Below are 18,287 nucleotides of genomic sequence, written 5' to 3'. Positions count from 1 at the left end.
TCGGAAAGGCCGCGATTCCTTGCCGGGCTGGGGTCTGCATGCGGATGTTAATGTGTGCACCGCATCATCGACTGTGGACATGACCGCCCGCGCCATGCATGTTGACGGGTGCCGAAAGGCCGCCCGATCAACGGATATCTCTCATGGCGATTCTGGCAAGTGTCCATCATCTGACCCACTACAAATACGACCGTCCGGTTTCCCTCGGCCCGCAGGTCATCCGGCTCAGGCCGGCGCCGCACAGCCGAACACGGGTGGTGTCGCACTCGCTCAAGGTCAGCCCGAAACAGCACTTCGTCAATTACCAGCAGGACCCCTATGGCAACTGGATGGCGCGGTATGTGTTCCCCGATCCGGTGATGGAACTGAAGATCGAAGTGGATCTGGTCGCCGATATGACCGTCTACAATCCCTTCGATTTCTTCGTCGAGGAATCGGCGGAAAAATGGCCGTTCTCATATCCGGAGGACATTGCACCCGATCTGGTCATCTACCGGACTCCCGAACCCGCAGGCCCGCGGCTGCAGGCCTTTCTCGATACCGTCCCGCGCGATGAAACCGGCACGGTGGATTTCGTGGTCGGCCTCAATGCGCGGCTTGCCAACGAAATCGGCTACGTCATCCGCATGGAGCCGGGTGTGCAGACGCCGGAGGAAACATTTGAGACCGGCAAGGGATCGTGCCGCGACACCAGCTGGCTTCTCGTGCAGGCGCTCAGGCATCTCGGCTTTGCCGCCCGATTTGTGTCCGGTTATCTGATCCAGCTCAAGCCGGACCTGGTGGCGCTTGACGGCCCTCCCGGCACGGATCACGATTTTACCGACCTGCATGCCTGGGCCGAGGTCTACCTGCCGGGTGCCGGCTGGATCGGTCTTGACCCGACCTCCGGTCTGCTGACAGGGGAGAGCCACATTCCGCTGGCCGCCACGCCGCATTTCCGCAATGCCGCGCCGATTTCGGGTCTTGCCAGCTATGCCGAGGTCGACTTTGCCTTTGACATGCGGGTTGACCGCATGGCCGAGCATCCACGCATTACCAAGCCGTTCAACGAGGAATCCTGGGCAGCGCTTGACGCCCTCGGCAAGGACATCGACGCCAAGCTCAAGAAAGGTGACGTCAGGCTCACCATGGGCGGCGAGCCAACCTTCGTTTCGATCGATGATTTTGAAAGTGAGGAGTGGAACACTGCCGCTGTCGGGCCGCAGAAACGTGAAGCGGCCGACAAGCTGATCCGAAGGCTGCGCAACCGTTTCGCACCGGGAGGCTTCCTGCATTACGGCCAGGGCAAATGGTATCCTGGCGAGACATTGCCGCGCTGGACCTTCTCGCTCTATTGGCGGCGCGACGGAAAGCCGATCTGGTTCAATCCCGAACTCATTGCAGAAGAGGGCAAGGACACCGGTCAGGCAACGCCCGAGACCGCCAAGGATCTTCTCGCCGCGATTGCCGACAATCTCGGCATAGAAGACGATCACGTGGTTCCGGCTTACGAGGATCCGGCGGAATGGATCCTCAAGGAAGGCAACCTTCCCGACAATGTGACGCCGGACAATTCGAAGCTTGAAGACGCCGAGGAGCGTCACCGGATCGCCACCGTGTTTTCACGCGGGCTTGCGACCCCGTCCGGTTTCGTGCTGCCGGTCCAGCGCTGGCAATCCAAGGCCGCCGGTCACGGCTGGCGTTCGGAGAAATGGAAGACACGGCGTGGCCATGTCTTTCTTGTCCCGGGCGACAGCCCAGTCGGATACCGCCTGCCGCTCGGTTCGCTGCCGCATGTCCCGGCGTCCTCCTATCCGTTCGTCAATCCCTCCGATCCGACAGAACCCAAAGGCGATCTGCCGGATCCGGCCCGCAAGGCTCTCGATGATGCCTTGGCAGACTCGCGTGCCGCCGATGCTGCGTCGCAGGCACGCGCCCAGTTCACCGCCGCCGAGGCCACGCAGCAGCGGGTCGAGCAGACCATCGGCGATCTCGACGGAGCGGTGCGCACCGCGATTTCCGTCGAGCCGCGAGATGGCCGGCTGTGCGTCTTCATGCCGCCGGTCGAGAAGGTCGAGGACTATCTCGAACTGGTCTCGGCCGCTGAAGTTGCCGCCGACCGGCTTGGCCTGAAAGTCCATATCGAAGGCTACGGCCCGCCGCATGACCCACGCCTCAACGTTATTCGGGTTGCACCCGATCCCGGCGTGATCGAAGTCAATGTGCATCCCGCCACCAGTTGGGAGGAATGCAAGGCGATCACCGAAGGGGTCTATGATGAGGCCCGCCAGACCCGTCTCGGCGCCGACAAGTTCATGATCGACGGACGCCATACCGGCACCGGCGGTGGCAATCACGTGGTGGTCGGCGGTGCAACCCCGCTCGACAGCCCGTTTCTCAGGCGCCCGGATCTGCTCGCAAGCCTTATCCTGCACTGGCAGCGGCACCCGAGCCTGTCTTACCTGTTTTCCGGCCTGTTCATCGGCCCGACCAGCCAGGCTCCGCGCATCGACGAAGCCCGTCACGATGGCCTTTACGAGCTCGAGATGGCGCTCGAGCAGATCCCGCATCCCGATGCTGGAAATCCGCCCTTGCCCTGGCTCGTCGACCGCCTGCTGCGCAATCTGCTGACCGACGTCACCGGCAACACCCATCGCGCCGAAATCTGCATCGACAAGCTCTATTCGCCCGATGGCCCGACGGGTCGCCTCGGCCTGGTCGAATTCCGCGGTTTCGAAATGCCGCCCGAACCGCGCATGAGCCTCGCGCAGCAGGTGCTGATCCGCGCCCTGATTGCCCGGTTCTGGCAGAGCCCGGCCAAGGGGCGCTTCACCCGCTGGGGCACCAGTCTCAACGATCGTTTCATGCTGCCGCATTTCATCTGGGAGGATTTCCTCGATGTGCTGCGGGATTTGCGCGATCACGGCTTTGACCTGCGCTCGGAGTGGTACGAGGCTCAGTCCGAGTTCCGTTTCCCGTTCTGTGGCGAGGTGAGCTACGAGGGCGTCCGGCTGGAACTTCGCCAAGCACTTGAGCCCTGGCATGTGCTGGGTGAAACCGGCGCCATTGGCGGCACCGTGCGCTACACCGACAGCTCGGTCGAGCGTCTGCAGGTCAAGCTCGAAACCGCCGATCCGTCTCGCTACATGGTCGCCTGCAACGGTCGTCCGGTGCCCCTGGCGGAGGCCGGAAAAGCCGGAACCGCTGTTGGCGGCGTGCGCTACAAGGCGTGGCAACCGGCTCTGGCGCTGCATCCGGTGCTGCCGGTCGATGCGCCGCTTACCTTCGATATATTCGACACATGGTCGGGCAAGCCGCTGGGCGGTTGTGTCTACCACGTCGCCCATCCCGGTGGACGCAGCTACGATACGTTTCCCGTCAACGGCAACGAGGCGGAAGCCCGGCGGCTGGCCCGTTTCGAACATCGCGGCCATACGCCGGGCGCCACCACGCCGGTGCCGGAAACACCGCACCCCGAGTTTCCCTTCACGCTCGATCTGCGCCGCAAGCCGGGGATCTGATCCGTGCCTGGTTCAGCAACGGCCAAGCCCCCGGGCCGCTCAAGCATACTGACCGGCTATTCGGCCCTGCCAGGCGTGCCCGATGAGCTGCTGCGCGACGACGGGACGGTCAGGCCGGAATGGGTCAGTCTGATTGCCCATCTTGACGGCTTGAGCCCCGAGGAGCGGGAGCGCGCCTTCGCCCGTGGCGCACAATATCTGCGCGACGCCGGCGTGTTCGTTCGTCATTACGGCGAGGAGAAAAGCCCGCGTGACTGGCCGCTGAGCCCGGTGCCGGTGATCCAGCCCGCCAGCGAATGGCAGGCGCTGGGCGAAGGCCTGGCCGAAAGGGCTGAGCTGCTCGAATCGATCGTCGCCGATCTCTATGGTGAGAACCGGCTGGTTGAGGAGGGTCACCTTCCCGCAGGCCTGATCGCGTCCAATCCGGAATGGCTGCGTCCGCTTATCGGGGTAAAGCCTGCTTCCGGTCACTTCCTGCATTTCCTCGCCTTTGAAATCGGCCGCGGCGCCGATGGCGGCTGGTGGGTGCTGGGCGACCGGACCCAGGCGCCGTCGGGCGCCGGTTACGCGCTGGAAAACCGGGTCGCCTCGGTCCGCGCCTTTCCTGGCTATTACAGTGGCTCAAATGTCGAGCGCCTCGCGGGCTTTTTCCGCAGCTTCCGCGACGGCCTGAACGCCATGCGGCGCGAGGATGGCAGCAGGGCAGGGATCCTGACGCCTGGCCCGATGAACGACACCTATTTCGAGCACGCCTACATTGCCCGCTATCTCGGCATGATGCTGCTTGAGGGCGATGATCTGGTGGTCGATGACGGGCGGCTGATGGTGCGCACGGTTTCGGGCCCGAAGCCGATCAGCGTGCTTTGGCGCAGGCTGGATGCGGCCTGGTCCGATCCGCTCGAGCTCGAGGCGAGTTCGCGTCTGGGCACGCCGGGACTTCTGGGCGCTGTCCGCTCGCAAGGCGTCACAATGATCAATGCCCTTGGCGCTGGCGTGCTTGAAAGCCGCGCCTTTCTCGCCTTCCTGCCGCGCCTGTCGGAAGTTCTGCACGGCAAGCCGCTTGCGGTTCCGAACATCGCGACATGGTGGTGCGGCGGTGAGGCCGAGCGGGACCATGTTCGCGCCAATGCCGCTGCAATGCTGATCGGTCCGGCCAATTCGACACGCCTCCCGTTGGAGCCTGAACCCGGAGCGGTTCTCAGGGGAGACATGTCGGGCGTCGGCCTCGATCTCGGATCCTGGCTTGAGCAGGAAGGGCGCAATCTGGTTGGCCAGGAACTGGTGTCGCTGTCGACCACGCCTGCCTGGGAAGACGGCAGGCTGGAACCCAAACCGATGCGGATCCGCGTGTTCATGGCACGGACCCGCAATGGCTGGAAACTGATGCCCGGCGGCTTTGCCCGGTTGGCGGCAACAAGCCAGGATCCGTCGGCGGTGTCCTTGCGCAGCGGCGGAACCGTGGCTGATGTCTGGGTTGTTTCCGACGAGCCGGTGTCCGAAGACACAATGCTCAGCCACACCGACGAAGTCTTTGTCAGGACATCGCCAGGGCTGTTGCCCAGCCGTGCCGCCGACAACCTGTTCTGGCTCGGTCGCTACGTCGAGAGGGCGGAAGGTCAGATGCGCCTCACCCGGGCCTATATGAGCAGGCTTCCCGAAACGCCGGCCGGCGGTACACCGCTGATGAGCCGGCTTGAAACCTATCTTGATGCTGAAGGTCTTGAGATCACCGAGGGTGTTTCCGCAACCGTCGAGCGGACCATTGCCATGGCCGTCAACGCCGCCAACCAGGTGCGCGACCGGTTCTCGGTCGACGCCTGGGCGTCGCTGGCCGATCTTGAGCGCACGGTCGGCAACATGCGCAGGACGGTGGTGCCGGGCGATGATGCAGCTTCGGCCATGGGCGTGTTGTTGCGCAAGATCAGCGGTTTTTCAGGTCTGGTGCATGAAAACATGTACCGCTTCAGCGGCTGGAGGTTCCTGACCATCGGCCGGTCGCTGGAACGGGCCATCGCCATGGCCGACCTGCTCTCGGCCTTTGCGGAGTGGTCGGGCCCCCATGGCGGTTTCGAGTTGTGCGTCGAGGTTGGTGACAGCGTGATGACCCACCGCCGGCGCTATCCTGTCGCAGCCAGCCGTGAAACGGTGGTTGATCTTCTGGCGCTCGATCCGCTCAACCCGCGCTCGATCGCTTTCCACATCGACGAAATCCGCGATCAGGTGAGCCTTCTGCCGGGCGCCGATGTCAACGGACAACTCTCCGAACTCTCACGGGCGGTGCTGCGTGTGCAGGCCGAGCTGTCGGTCAACACGCCGCAAAGTCTCGATCAGTCCAAGCTGGTCGAACTGCGTGAAGCGATCGGACGGTTGACCAACGACCTCCACACCCAGTTTCTCGAGTGACGATGCTCTACGACATCAAGCTCAGCATCGAATACTCCTTTCAGGCGCCAGCGGCCGGCGCCCGCCAGATCCTGCATGCCATGCCATTGACCATTCCTGACCGCCAGCGCCTGATTGCGGGCAGCATCGAGATCGATCCGTCACCAGCAATGCGCCGGGAGCGGGAAGACTTTTTCGGCAACCGGTTGAGCGATATCGCTTTCAACGAACCGCACAGCAAGGTGGTGATCCGGCTCAAGGCCAGGGTTGAGGTCACCGGAGGTGCCGAACCCGCGGCAGCTTCGGTCGACCTGCGAGCGCTTCGCCACGCGCTTGATGCGACGACCGATCTTGGACCTCGCACGCCGCTGCATTTCCTGCCGGCCTCTCCTTATGCGAAGCCAGATCCGGCGATTGCGGATTGGGCTCGGTTACAGTCCGGGCCGGATCGGCAATGCGGTGAGATCGTGAGTGATTTGGGCCTCGCCCTGCATCGGGAAATGCGGTTTGACGCGGACGCCACGACGGTGGAAACGCCTGCCGCCGAAGCATTCGCCGCCCGTCACGGCGTCTGCCAGGATTTTACCCACATCATGATCATTGCGCTCCGAAGCCTCGGGATTCCGGCTGGCTATGTCAGCGGCTATCTGCGAACCCTGCCGCCGCCCGGACAGGAACGCCTAGAAGGCGCGGATGCCATGCATGCCTGGGTGTCGGCCTGGTGCGGTCCCGGTGTCGGCTGGGTGGAATATGATCCCACCAACGCGGTTTTTGCCGGCACCGATCACATAGTTGTCGCCTATGGCCGTGACTATGCCGATGTCGCGCCGGTGCGTGGCGCCATGCGTACGGCAGGTGGCCAGACCAGCAATCAGTCGGTCGATGTGGCGCCGGTCGGATCGTAGAGTTGTTGCCGGGGGTCAGCGTCCGCGGATGCGCGGGTCGAGCGCGTCGCGCAGGCCGTCACCGATATAGTTGACGCTCAGCACGGTCAGCGAGATCGCAAGACCCGGCCAGAACACCCGCTCCGGATACTGCTGCAGATAGTCGATCGCATCAAACAGCAGCCGGCCCCAGGTCGGGAAATCCGGCGGAAAGCCGAGACCCAGGAACGAAAGAGCCGATTCGGTGATGATGGCGGTGGCGATCCCCAGCGTGGCCGACACCATGATCGGCGACAGCACATTGGGCAGGATGTGGCGCAGGATCATGCGCCGCGACGGCGTGCCGATAGAGCGCGCGGCAAGCACGAATTCCCGCTCCTTCAGCGCCAGCACCTCGCCGCGCACGATGCGTGCGGTCTGCATCCAGCTTGTCACGCCGATGGCGGACACGATCAGGATGAAGGTGCCCATCTCCGGTCCGAAGCTGCGCGACAGGGTCTCGCGGAACAGCATCACCATGACGAGGAGCAGCGGCAGCAGCGGCAGCGCCAGGAACAGGTCCGTCAGCCCCATCAGGACGCCGTCAAGCCGTTTGAAAAAGCCGGACACAACACCGATCAGGGTACCAAGCAAGACGCTGATCAGCATTGCGGTGAGGCCAACGGCGATCGAAACCTGTCCGCCCGCCATCATCCGCGCCATGATGTCCCGGCCCAGCTGGTCGGTGCCGAACGGATGCGCCAGCGACGGCCCGGAGTTGCGGGCACGGATGTCGATGAAGGTCGGCTCGATGGTCCATAACAGCGGTCCGATGGTCACCGCCAGCACGATGAACAGGAACACCGCCGCACCGAACAAGGCGCCCTTGTGTGTCTTGAACTGGTCCCAGACATCCCACCATTGCGAGCGTCCCGAGGTGTCGGGCTTTACCGGTTCCAGCATTGGAGCGTCAGTCATAGCGGATCCTCGGATCAAGCAGGCCGTAGAGCACGTCGGCGATAAGGTTGCACAGCACGATCAGCACCGCGAAGATGAAGGCCAGCGTCTGCACCATCGGCAGGTCGTTCGCGTAGATCGCCGTGATCAGCAGTTGCCCCAGTCCGTTCACCTTGAAGATCTGCTCGGTGATGATAGCGCCACCGAAGATTGACGGGATGCCGAGCGCGATCACGGTGACCACCGGGATCATCGAGTTGCGCAGCACATGCACCAGCAGCACAACTTTCTCGGTCATGCCCTTGGCCCGCGCTGTCCGGACATAGTCATGATTGAGGTTGTCGAGCATCGAGGCGCGCATGAAGCGCGACAATTGCGCCGTCGTCTGCAGCGCCAGCACCATCACCGGCAATGTCATCTGGCGGATCTGCTGGCCGAAACTCTCGAAATCGTTGACCACCAGGGTGGTGTCGTAGATCGACGGGAACCAGGGCAGCATGATCGCGAAAAACACGATCATCAGAACGCCGGAGAAGAATGGCGGTACCGAGAAACCGATCATCGAAATGAAGGTTCCGATCTGGTCGAACCAGGAATACTGCTTGTAGGCCGAGATGATGCCGATCGGCAGCGCAATCATCACCCCGACCAGATAGGCAAGTCCGACAACCCACAGGGTCTGCGGCAGGCGCTGGATGATGATGTCGAAGACCGGTGCGCGGAATTGCCAGGAGACGATCCGCTGCATGCCTTCGGAGAAACTGGTGCCCGCCACCCAGTCGACGAAGACCAGCGGCTCGACCCAGAAGAACTGTTTTGCCCAAAGCAGGTAGCGGACATAGGCCGGGGAATCGAGACCCAGCGCGTCGCGCATCTTCTGGCGCACTTCAGGCGGGATGCTCAACGGCTGGTCGGCAAGCGGATCGCCCGGTGCAAGGTCGAGCAGCAGGAAGATGATCAGACTGATGAGCACAAGCGTCGGTATAGCCAACAACAATCGTCGGAATGTAAAAGTCAGCATGGGCGACGCCTCGGTTCAGCAGCTTGGCGAGGGAAATGTGCAGGAGAAGGGAATGGCCCCGCCGGAGCGGGACCATTCATTGTCTGCATTACTTGACGCGGTACCAGTCCGCGACGTTCCAAAGCTCGGAATCCCAGGTGTTGAGCACAACACCACCGAGGCTGGTGGCATGAGCCGAAACCCGGCCACGATCGACCAGCGGTACGATGGTCATCGTGTCCTTGGTGATCATGTCGTTGAGCTTCTTGGCGATTTCGGCGCGCTTGGAGATTTCGCCGGTCTTGCCGAGTTCGGCAACCAGTTCATCATAGGCCGGATCGCAGAACCGGTTGATGTTCTCGCCCTGCCACTGTGTCTCCGGCCGGGGAGCCTTTTCACAGGTGTACTGACCCAGATACTGCTCCGGATCGGTGCCGTCGAAGTTGTTGGCGTACATTTCAACGTCCGCGTAGAACTTCTGGAAAGTGTCCGGAGATGCCGGATCGCCGCCGAAGAACACCGATGCGTCGATGTTTTTCAGTTCGGTTTCCACACCGATGTCAGACCACCACTGCTTGATCAGCGCCTGGAAGTCCTGACGCACGGCATTGGTCGAAGTCTGGTAGAGAAGCTTGAGCTTCATCCCGTCCTTTTCACGCACGCCATCGGCGCCGACAGCCCAGCCGGCTTCTTCAAGCAGAGCCTTCGCGCCTTCCACGTCCTGCGTCAGGCAGTCGGTGTTGTCGGAAGCAAAGAGTTCAGGTGCCGGGACCAGGTTACAGGTCGGACGGCCGGCCTGGCCGTAACCGATTTCGACCAGCAGGTTGCGGTCGATCGCCATCGAAAGTGCACGGCGTACCTTTTCATCCGACAGGATCGGATGCGGATGCTTGGCCGTTGCACGCTCGCCTTCCGGCAGATCCGGCGACGGATTGGTCATGTTCATCTCGATGCGCTCAACCAGTGTGCCGAAGCCGGAAACGGGCGTGCCCTTTCCGCCTTCTGCCATCTTGGCAATCACGTCGGGTGCCAGCTGCAGGTTCCAGGCGTAGTCGTACTCGCCGGTTTCCATGACAGCGCGGCCAGCGGCCGCAGCGTCGCCGCCGCCCTTGAAGGTCAGCGTGGCGAATGCCGGCTTGGCCGGATCACGGTAGTTCTCATTGGCCTTCATGGTGATCACGTCGTTCGGCTTGAAGTCGGTGACGACGAAGGGGCCGGTGCCGACCGGGCCGAAGTTGGCCGAGGTGCATTCCTGAGCCTTGGCGCCGAGGCAGTTCTCGAACTGGGCCTTCTGGATGACCGGTGACTGCGCGCCGACAAAGGCTGCGTAGGGAACGGGCTTAGGACCTGTAAAGTTGACGACGACGGTCAGGTCGTCCGGCGTATCGATGCTTTCGACACCGTCGAACTTGGCGCTCTGCGCGCAGCCGCCGTCAGGCGCCATGCAATAGTCGGCGGTAAACTTGACGTCGGCCGAAGTCACGGGCGTGCCGTCAGACCACTTCAGGCCTTCCTTCAGCTTCCAGGTGATCGAGGTCAGGTCAGCAGCAACGCCGCCGTTTTCGACCGTCGGGATCTCGTCGACGAGGAAGGGAACCAATGCACCCTTTTCATTGAAGCGGGCCAGCGGCTCAACGATCAGCGACGAAGCCTCGATGTCCTTGGTACCGCCCGACAGATACGGGTTGAGGATCGATGGCGCCTGCCAGTAGATGATCTTGACCTCGCCGTCCGCGCCACGCTCGGCGTGTGCGACAGGTGCGATCGCCATGGCGGCGACGGCACCCATCAGAATAGTTCTCAGTTTCATGGCTGTCTCCTTGTTGATTTTTTTCAGTTTTTTGTTTCGCCGGCGGTTGGTTCCGCGGTCGTTGTCATGTTCTCGGAATAAAGGTGGCAGGCCACCTGTCTCCCACCGCCGAAATCCTGGACCGCGGGCTCTATCTGCCTGCAGATGTCCATGACCTTGGGGCATCGGGTCGAAAAATTGCAGCCCTTTGGCGGATTGGCTGGCGAGGGCACGTCGCCCTGCAGCACGATCGGCTTGCGATGCCGCTCGGATTCGGGATCGGGCTCCGGCACCGCCGAGAGCAGCGCCTGAGTGTAGGGGTGAAGCGGCTCGTCAAACAGGGTCTCCCTGCTTGCCACTTCCACGATCCGGCCCAGATACATCACCGCCACCCGGTCGGCGATGTGGCGGACCATCGACAGGTCGTGGCTGATGAACAGGTAGGTCAGGTCCAGCCGGTCCTGCAGTTCCTCAAGCAGATTGACCACCTGCGCCTGGATCGACACGTCGAGTGCGGCAATCGGCTCGTCGCAGACGATAAATTTCGGATTAAGAGCCAGCGCCCGGGCAATGCCGATGCGTTGCCGTTGGCCGCCGGAGAACTCGTGCGGGTAGCGTTTGGCAAACGCCCGGTTGAGCCCCACCCAGTCCATCAATTCGTAGATCCGCGCAAGCCGTTCACTGGGGGTGAGCTTCATGTGCTCGTCAAGCGGTTCGCCGATGATGCTGGCAACCGTCATCCGCGGATTGAGGCTTGCCTGCGGATCCTGGAAGATCATCTGCATCATCGGCCGCTTGGAGCGAAGGCTGTCGCGATCGACATGGGCAATTTCCGACCCGTTGATTTCAACGGTGCCGCCTGTGACATCGTAAAGCCGCAGGATCGAGCGGCCGACTGTGGATTTACCGCAGCCCGATTCTCCGACCAGGCCGAGCGTTTCGCCTGGCATGATGTCGAAGCTGATGCCGTCCACCGCCTTGATGTCGCCGACATGGGTCCGGAACAAGCCGGCATGAATCGGGAAATACATTTTAAGATCCCGCACCTTGACGAGCGGACTTACGGATTCGGTGTCAGCCATCGACGGCCTCCGGCTCTGGGGTCGAGGCCTTGTCCAGCAGGAAACAAGCGGCGCGGTGGCCTGGTGCCGATATCTGCGTCAGGGCCGGGTTTTCCTGCGAGCAGCGGTCGAAGGCGAACTGGCATCTGTTGCGGAATGAGCAGGCGACGGGTGCCTCATACATGATCGGCGGCTGGCCCTCGATCACCTCCAGCTTTTCGGCACGCGCACCGCGCACCGCCGGGACGGTTTTGAGAAGCGCCTGGGTGTAGGGATGTTGCGGATCGCTGAAGATTTCCTTGACCGGACCTTCCTCGACCACCTGGCCGGCATACATCACCATGACCCGGTCTGCGATGCCGGCGATGACGCCAAGATCATGCGTGATCCAGATGATCGCCATCCCCAGCTTCTGCCGCAGTTCCTTCACCAGTTCGATGATCTGCGCCTGAATTGTCACATCAAGCGCGGTCGTAGGCTCGTCCGCAATCAGCACCTTCGGGTCGCAGGCAAGTGCGATAGCGATCATCACGCGCTGCCGCATGCCGCCTGAAAACTGGTGCGGGTAATCCTTGAGCCGCCGTTCCGCATCGGGAATGCCGACAAGCTTGAGAAGCTCGATCGAACGGGTTCGCGCCTGTGACCTGGACATGCCCATATGTGCCCGCAAGGGCTCGGCCAGCTGAAAACCGACGGTGTAGACCGGATTGAGTGATGTCATCGGGTCCTGAAAGATGAACCCGATCTTTGAGCCGCGTACCTGCCGCAGCTCTTCCGGACTGATCTTGAGCAGGTCCTGACCGTCAAACATCACTTTCCCGTCCCGCATCTCCGCGGGCGGAGATGGCAGAAGACGAAGCAGCGACATCATGGTCACGGATTTTCCGGATCCGCTTTCCCCGACAACGCCGAGCAATTCGCCCGGACGCAGATGGAAATCGACGGAGTTGACCGCGTGAACTTCACCGCCGCGGGTGCGGAAAACCGTTTTAAGCCCTTTAACATCCAGAATTGGCATGGCCGTGTCTGGCATACTGTACCCCTCGGGAGATGTTTTCCCGTTATTTTTGTTGCCGGTCTGATCTCGCGACCGCCGGTGGCCATACTATTGACCAATTTCTCGCTGGTTGACCAGTGGGCTTTTTCAAATTGAGTGATAAGTGCCTGAAGCCGCTATTGCCCGAAAGAAAATTTCCCGCAAAACCGGCACTGGACAAGTGCTGTTCACGTCAACAAAAGTGTGGAAACCGGCATGAAGTTGCCGATTCCAACCGATTTGAGGTCCTTCATGGAAGACAATTCTAACGTTCGAGAGATTCTGGAAAAACTGGTTTCATTTCCCACAGTCAGCCGTGACACCAATCTGCCGCTTGTCGAATGGGTTGAATCCTATCTTTCGAGCCACGGTATCGGTTCCGAAAGGGTGACAAGTCCGTGCGGCATGAAGGCACATCTTTACGCCCAGGTCGGACCGGAAACCGATGGTGGTGTCATCCTTTCCGGGCACACCGACGTGGTGCCGGTCGACGGTCAGGCCTGGACGACCGATCCCTGGACCCTCACCGAACGTGAAGGAAAGCTTTTCGGCCGCGGCGCCTGCGACATGAAGGGGTTTGACGCGCTGGCGCTTCTGGCCATGGCACGCGCGGCAAAGCTTCCGCTCAAGCGCCCGCTGCAACTTGCCTTGTCATTCGACGAGGAGGTTGGCTGTGCAGCCGTTGTCGATCTCGTCGAGGCAATGAAGGGCGAATTGCCAAGGGCCCGCGAGGTGATTGTCGGCGAACCGACGATGATGCGGGTGGTGACCGGCCACAAGGGCGGTCTGGCGTATAATGTCCATGTTCGCGGCTTCGAGGTGCATTCGTCGCTTTTGCCTTACGGAGTCAGCGCCATAATGCAGGCGGCGAAGCTGATCGACTGGGCCAACCAGCGCAATGCTGAAAACGCTGCGCGAGAACCATCCGAACTGGCGGCTCCTTTTGATCCGCCGTTCACAACATTGCATGTGGGGAAGATAGAAGGCGGCACCGCGCACAATATCACCGCCAAGGACTGCCGGTTCTTCATCGAGTTCCGGTTCGTGCCGGGCGAGAGTCCGGAAGACTGGGGCAGGGCATTTGAAGCCAAGGCGGCCGAGCTGTCAGCGGAGATGCAGAAGATCCATCCTGACGCGGGCATTGAGCTGAAAGCGGGCTTCGCGCTTCCGGCGCTGACGCCGGAAGCCGATGGCGCCGCCGAAACGCTGGCGCGCCGCCTGACCGGCGACAATGGCCGGCATGTCGTCAGTTATGGCACCGAAGGCAGCCAGTTCCAGGTCCGCGGCTACTCCACCGTGATCTGCGGACCGGGAGATATCGCCCAGGCGCATCAGCCCGATGAATTCCTCTCGCTTGCACAACTCGCCGCCGGTGAGGCCTTCATTGACCGGCTGCTCGATTCAATGTGCTGATAGCTGCTCAGCGGTCCTCGGTATCGAGATACTCGATCAGGCAGGGCCGCGGCATCTGCTTCAGAGCCGCAATCAATTCGTCGCGGCTGCGAACCTGCCGCGCAGTCAGTCCATAAGCGGCCGCCACCATCGAAAAGTCGGGCGCCGATGGTGTCACTCCGATCGGGGTGATGCTGGAGCCGGTCATCGAGGTTTCGATTTCCCGGTAGCCGGCATTGTTCCACACCAGGAAGGCCACGTCGGCGCCGCAGTCGCGCGCGCTGCCGAGTTCTGAAAGCGTGAACTGGAAGCCGCCATCGCCGAGCAGCGCCACCACCGGGCGGCCGGGATGTCCGAGTGCCGCGCCGATCGCCGCAGGCGCCGCATAGCCGAGCGTGCCAAAACCTGTGGCGGAATTGAACCAGGCCGTTTCCCGGGGAGCATCGACAAACATGTTGCCGGCATAGACCAGCTGGGTCGAATCTCCGACCAGCGTGGCATCCGGCAAGGCGTCCCAGATATCCTGCAAAAGCTCGATATGTCCAAGATAGGCCTCGCCGATCTCGGACCTTGCGCTTTTGCGAACTGTATCTGCGCGTGTTCCCCCTTCGCCCGGGCCCTGTTGTGTCCACGTGCGGGCCTCGGCGAGCATGTCTTCGATGAAGGCGCCAAGTCCTGCCTTGATCGCCAGTTCCGGCTTCAGGCCACGTGCCAGCTGGTCGGCGTCGATGTCGACCCGGATCAGGTTGGACGGAAGCTTGAAACCGCCATCCTCATACATGTCATAATCGGTTGGCCCGAGCTCGGTCCCCAACGCCAGCACAAGGTCCGAGCCGGCCAGCATTTCGCGGACGCAAGTGAGACTGGGGCTGGCCGGCACATCGAGCGGGTGGCCAGACATGATCCCGCGGGCATTGGTGGTGCTGATCACCGGCGCGTCGAGCGCTTTGGCAAACCGTCGAACAGCATCGCCAAGCCGGACGGCACCGCCACCGATCAGGATGGCAGGCTTCCGTGCGCCGGCACACAACTCTGCGGCTGCGGCCAGTTCCGCAGATGTCGGGCGCTGCGGAATGGAGGCAGGAACCTCGAACGCCTGGTCCGCCGCCGGCAGTTTCATCACGTCGGTCGGAATCTCGATATGGACCGGGCCGGGGCGGCCGCTGGTCATGGTCGCAAAGGCTTTCTGCAAAACCGAACCTAGTTGTGAAGGGTCGGTCAGCGTGTGCGACCAAAGCGCCACGCTGCTTGCCAGTGCAGCCTGGTCGGGCAACTCATGCAGATGCCCGCGTCCCTTGCCCAATGTCGTGGTGGCGTTGACGCCGGAAATCACCAGCATGGGGATGCTGTCGGCGCGTGCCTGTGCCATGGCGGTCAGCGTGTTGGTCAGGCCCGGCCCGGTGATCACGAAACACACCCCCGGGCGTCCGGTGACGCGGGCATAGCCGTCGGCCATGAAGCCCGCACCCTGTTCGTGCCGGGGCGTGACATGGCGAATGGAACTGGCGGCAAGACCGCGATAAAGCTCGATGGTGTGGACACCGGGTATGCCGAACACGGTGTCGACGCCCGCCTGTTCCAGCATGGTCACCAGCGCTTCACCGACGGTGGGGGAATGAGTGGCCATCACAGCCCCTCCACGAAACGCGCGATACGATCGCAGGCTTCCACAACCGATTCATCCGGCACCGTAAGGCTCAGCCGCACCAGTTTGCCGGCGTTGTCGCCGAATGACGAGCCGGGCATCACCGCGACTCCGGCTTGGAGCAGGCGCCAGGCAAAGTCCTCGCCACCGAGCCCGGTTCCGGACACGTCGAGAATGATGAACATTCCCGCCTGCGGACGATAGGCTGTCATGCCCTCAAGCTTCTCGAGCCGGTCGGCAAACAGGCTGGCCCGGTGCTTGTAGGATTGCCGCATCCGCGCCGACGTCGGCAGATCCGAATTCAGCGCAAAGGCCGTCATGTCGGCGATGAACGGCTGATTGCCGAACAGCATGGTTTCGGACAGTGGCAGCAGTCTCTCGCAGAATTCATGCGGCCCGACCGCCCAGCCGCTGCGGAATCCCGGCGCTGCATGGGATTTAGAGATGGACGAGACCGCGATCACCCTGTCGGCAAGGTCCGGGCTGTCGAACGGCGAGGCGAAGTCGCCGTCAAACACCAGCTCCTCATAAACCTCGTCTGCCACGATCCAGAGGTCGTGTTTCTGGCAGACAGCGCCGATACTCGCGATTTCCTCAGCCGTGAGTACGGCTCCCGTCGGGTTATGCGGTGAATTGAGCAAGAGCACGCGGGACTGTGGAGTGATCGCGGCTTCGAGATCGCCGGCGGTGAGCCGGAATCCGTTCTCGGGTCTCAACGGCACAGATTCGCGATGGGCACCGCTGGCGCGGATAACCCCCTCATAGGTCGCATAGAACGGATCGCCTACAAGCACCCCGTCACCGGGGCCGGTCAGCCCCATCATCGTCGCAAACAGAGCGGTCTGGGTTCCTGGAAAACACATCACATTGTCGGCATCGACGTCCGGTCGCCGCCGCATGTAGCGTGCGGCAATCGCTTCGAGCAGTTCCGGTTCGCCACGTCCGCTGGAATATCCGGTGCGTCCTGCCAGCATCGACTGGTGGCAGACCTCGAACAGCTGCGGGTCCGGTGGCTGGTCCGGTTCCCCGATGGTCAGTTCGATGATGTCTGCGCCTTGCGCCTTCATCTCACGGCAGCGCTGGTGAATGGCCCATTTCGCTCCGCCCGTATCGGCCAGCCGCTCGGTAATTGCTGCATATTTCATGATGTTCATTCCCTGAATTCAGCCGGGTCGATGCCAAGCAGTGTCGCTGTTGAATCGAGTGCGATCCGGACCACGTCAACGCGCGAGAAATCGTCGCCGCCCATGGAAATCTCGATCCACAATCCGTCGAGCAGCGCGTTCAGCACAATCGCCTGCTGGCGAATGGTCTGTTGTGAAGTATCCGTGCCCCCTTCGCGCAGGCATTCGCCAACCAGCTGTTCGACCAGGTCACGGAAAGCCTGGTAGCCCTCGCGGTGAACCTCGGCCATCACCGGGTCGGAATTGACCGTTCCAATGAAAGCAGCCCAGATCGACAGGGTCCGCCCGTCTGCCACCGGAGCCGTGACGCTGGCACGGATCAGGCCGGCAAGTCGGGTATGCGCGGGACCGTCACCGCATCCGGCCGCTGCCGTTTCGATCAGGTCGGCGATGAATGTCCGGTAGGCGGCGGCGACCAGTCGTTCCTTGTTGTCGAAGTATCGTCGGATCAGGCCCGGCGTCACGCCGGCCCGGTTGGCGACTTCGCGCACGGTTGCCCCGGCAAGTCCCAGCTCCGCCACACTGTCGAGTGTCGCCGCGATCAGGTCGTTCTGCCGAACCGCCTCGGGTTCACGATGGAATGTCCGCCGCGTCATTCCCGCCACACGGGACGGGTCAGGCAGGTCGGCCCGCCTTCGCACGGGATGCACAGCGCATCGGCGTTGAAGCTGGTGACCTTGCAGCCGGCCTGTTCCATCAGCACGCGTGTTTTCGGAAACCCGTCGACCATGATGACCTCGCCGGGCGCCAGCGCCAGCACATTCAGATTGAGCCCGTTGGACGCGGCGAACTCATCGTCCGGGGCTTCGACAAGGGTGTAGCCACGATCCTTCAGCAATTGCCAGAAAGCGACGGGAAGCATCGGCGCATAGACCAGCGCCAGTTTTTCGGCGAGCGGCGAAACAACCGACATCAGATGTAGACAGGCATCGGCACCGTTTCCGAGCGGAAGGTCGAAGCCGAGTACGCTCACGCCAAGCGGAGCGAGGATTTCGCCCAGCTGCTCGATGCCAGCCTGGTTGGTCCGCACACCGCGACCGACCGCCAGCGTGGTCGCGTCGGCCCACACGCAGTCACCGCCCTCGACAGAGCCGGGCGCTTCGATCCGCCCGAGGATCGGAATGCCCGCAGCCTTGTAGGCGGCCTCATGCAGATCGGGTTCAGCCATTCGGCCCGGCTTGCCCATCCTGAGAATGACCGCGCCCTTGTCGGTGACAAGCGAAGGGTCATGGGTAAACATCGCGTCCGCCAGGCCGTCGCCCGAATCCTCGATCCAGATGATCTCGGTGCCGCTGGCCGAGACGAGGCCGGCGAAGATGCCGAACTGTTCGATAGCGCGATTGCCGTCGAAGCCGGGACCGTAGTGCCAGTCCTCGGCCTTGGCCTGCCGCAGGCTGTCGCCGGGCGCGCGCATGATGACGCGCTTGAGCGGGGGAGTCATGGATTGGGATCCGTATGTCATGGAGGGGTCCGTTCTG

13 protein-coding genes are annotated in these 18,287 nt (G+C 62.4%); 4 read left to right on the top strand and 9 right to left on the bottom strand.

Annotated features, from left to right (window positions below):
• Positions 1 to 143 precede the first annotated feature (143 nt).
• Genes GTW23_RS19805 through GTW23_RS19795 form a run of 3 tightly spaced genes read left to right on the top strand, consistent with a single transcriptional unit; the run spans position 144 to position 6,787 of the window.
• Complete coding sequence (locus GTW23_RS19805; protein ID WP_252917121.1) at positions 144 to 3,500, top strand: transglutaminase family protein; 3,357 nt, start codon at positions 144 to 146, stop codon at positions 3,498 to 3,500.
• 3 nt (positions 3,501 to 3,503) lie between these two features.
• Entirely contained in the window at positions 3,504 to 5,903 is a 2,400-nt protein-coding gene (locus tag GTW23_RS19800) for a circularly permuted type 2 ATP-grasp protein (RefSeq protein ID WP_252917119.1), read from the top strand.
• A 2-nt stretch (positions 5,904 to 5,905) separates the two neighbouring features.
• Positions 5,906 to 6,787 carry a transglutaminase family protein gene (locus GTW23_RS19795; RefSeq protein ID WP_252917118.1) on the top strand — a complete coding sequence of 294 codons (882 nt, stop codon included), beginning with the start codon at positions 5,906 to 5,908 and terminating at the stop codon, positions 6,785 to 6,787.
• A gap of 15 nt (positions 6,788 to 6,802) precedes the next feature.
• Here GTW23_RS19795 and GTW23_RS19790 read toward each other — a convergent pair whose 3' ends face one another.
• The 5 genes from GTW23_RS19790 to GTW23_RS19770 all read right to left on the bottom strand — a co-directional run bounded on the left by GTW23_RS19790 (position 6,803) and on the right by GTW23_RS19770 (position 12,570).
• Positions 6,803 to 7,723 carry an ABC transporter permease gene (locus GTW23_RS19790; protein ID WP_193217322.1) on the bottom strand — a complete coding sequence of 307 codons (921 nt, stop codon included), beginning with the start codon at positions 7,721 to 7,723 and terminating at the stop codon, positions 6,803 to 6,805.
• Entirely contained in the window at positions 7,716 to 8,723 is a 1,008-nt protein-coding gene (locus GTW23_RS19785) for an ABC transporter permease (RefSeq protein WP_152009816.1), read from the bottom strand. The genes GTW23_RS19790 and GTW23_RS19785 overlap by 8 nt, the downstream gene beginning before the upstream one ends.
• Before the next feature lie 88 nt (positions 8,724 to 8,811).
• Positions 8,812 to 10,512 (bottom strand): peptide ABC transporter substrate-binding protein, encoded by a 1,701-nt coding sequence (locus GTW23_RS19780; RefSeq protein WP_152009815.1) that lies wholly within the window; start codon positions 10,510 to 10,512, stop codon positions 8,812 to 8,814.
• A 23-nt stretch (positions 10,513 to 10,535) separates the two neighbouring features.
• Entirely contained in the window at positions 10,536 to 11,573 is a 1,038-nt protein-coding gene (locus tag GTW23_RS19775) for an ABC transporter ATP-binding protein (protein ID WP_290129048.1), read from the bottom strand.
• Complete coding sequence (locus GTW23_RS19770) at positions 11,566 to 12,570, bottom strand: ABC transporter ATP-binding protein (protein WP_252917117.1); 1,005 nt, start codon at positions 12,568 to 12,570, stop codon at positions 11,566 to 11,568. Before GTW23_RS19770 ends, GTW23_RS19775 begins: the two co-directional genes overlap by 8 nt.
• A 270-nt stretch (positions 12,571 to 12,840) precedes the next feature.
• Here GTW23_RS19770 and argE point away from each other — a divergent pair, with 270 nt between their 5' ends.
• On the top strand, positions 12,841 to 14,001 hold the full coding sequence (gene argE / locus GTW23_RS19765; RefSeq protein ID WP_252917115.1) for an acetylornithine deacetylase: 1,161 nt from the start codon (positions 12,841 to 12,843) through the stop codon (positions 13,999 to 14,001).
• Positions 14,002 to 14,008: 7 nt separating this feature from the next.
• Here argE and GTW23_RS19760 read toward each other — a convergent pair whose 3' ends face one another.
• Genes GTW23_RS19760 through GTW23_RS19745 form a run of 4 tightly spaced genes read right to left on the bottom strand, consistent with a single transcriptional unit; the run spans position 14,009 to position 18,250 of the window.
• On the bottom strand, positions 14,009 to 15,607 hold the full coding sequence (locus GTW23_RS19760) for a 5-guanidino-2-oxopentanoate decarboxylase (RefSeq protein WP_252917113.1): 1,599 nt from the start codon (positions 15,605 to 15,607) through the stop codon (positions 14,009 to 14,011).
• Entirely contained in the window at positions 15,607 to 16,770 is a 1,164-nt protein-coding gene (locus tag GTW23_RS19755) for a pyridoxal phosphate-dependent aminotransferase (RefSeq protein ID WP_252917112.1), read from the bottom strand. Before GTW23_RS19755 ends, GTW23_RS19760 begins: the two co-directional genes overlap by 1 nt.
• A gap of 5 nt (positions 16,771 to 16,775) precedes the next feature.
• Positions 16,776 to 17,405: a TetR/AcrR family transcriptional regulator gene (locus GTW23_RS19750; RefSeq protein WP_252917111.1), complete on the bottom strand. Its 630-nt coding sequence runs from the start codon at positions 17,403 to 17,405 to the stop codon at positions 16,776 to 16,778.
• Positions 17,402 to 18,250, bottom strand: coding sequence for a dimethylarginine dimethylaminohydrolase family protein (locus GTW23_RS19745; protein ID WP_252917110.1), 849 nt, complete (start codon positions 18,248 to 18,250; stop codon positions 17,402 to 17,404). Before GTW23_RS19745 ends, GTW23_RS19750 begins: the two co-directional genes overlap by 4 nt.
• Between the last annotated feature and the right edge of the window lie 37 nt (positions 18,251 to 18,287).

Source organism: Parahoeflea alexandrii (assembly GCF_024105735.1).
Taxonomy (GTDB): domain Bacteria; phylum Pseudomonadota; class Alphaproteobacteria; order Rhizobiales; family Rhizobiaceae; genus Hoeflea; species Hoeflea alexandrii.
This window is presented reverse-complemented; position numbering and strand designations above follow the sequence as displayed.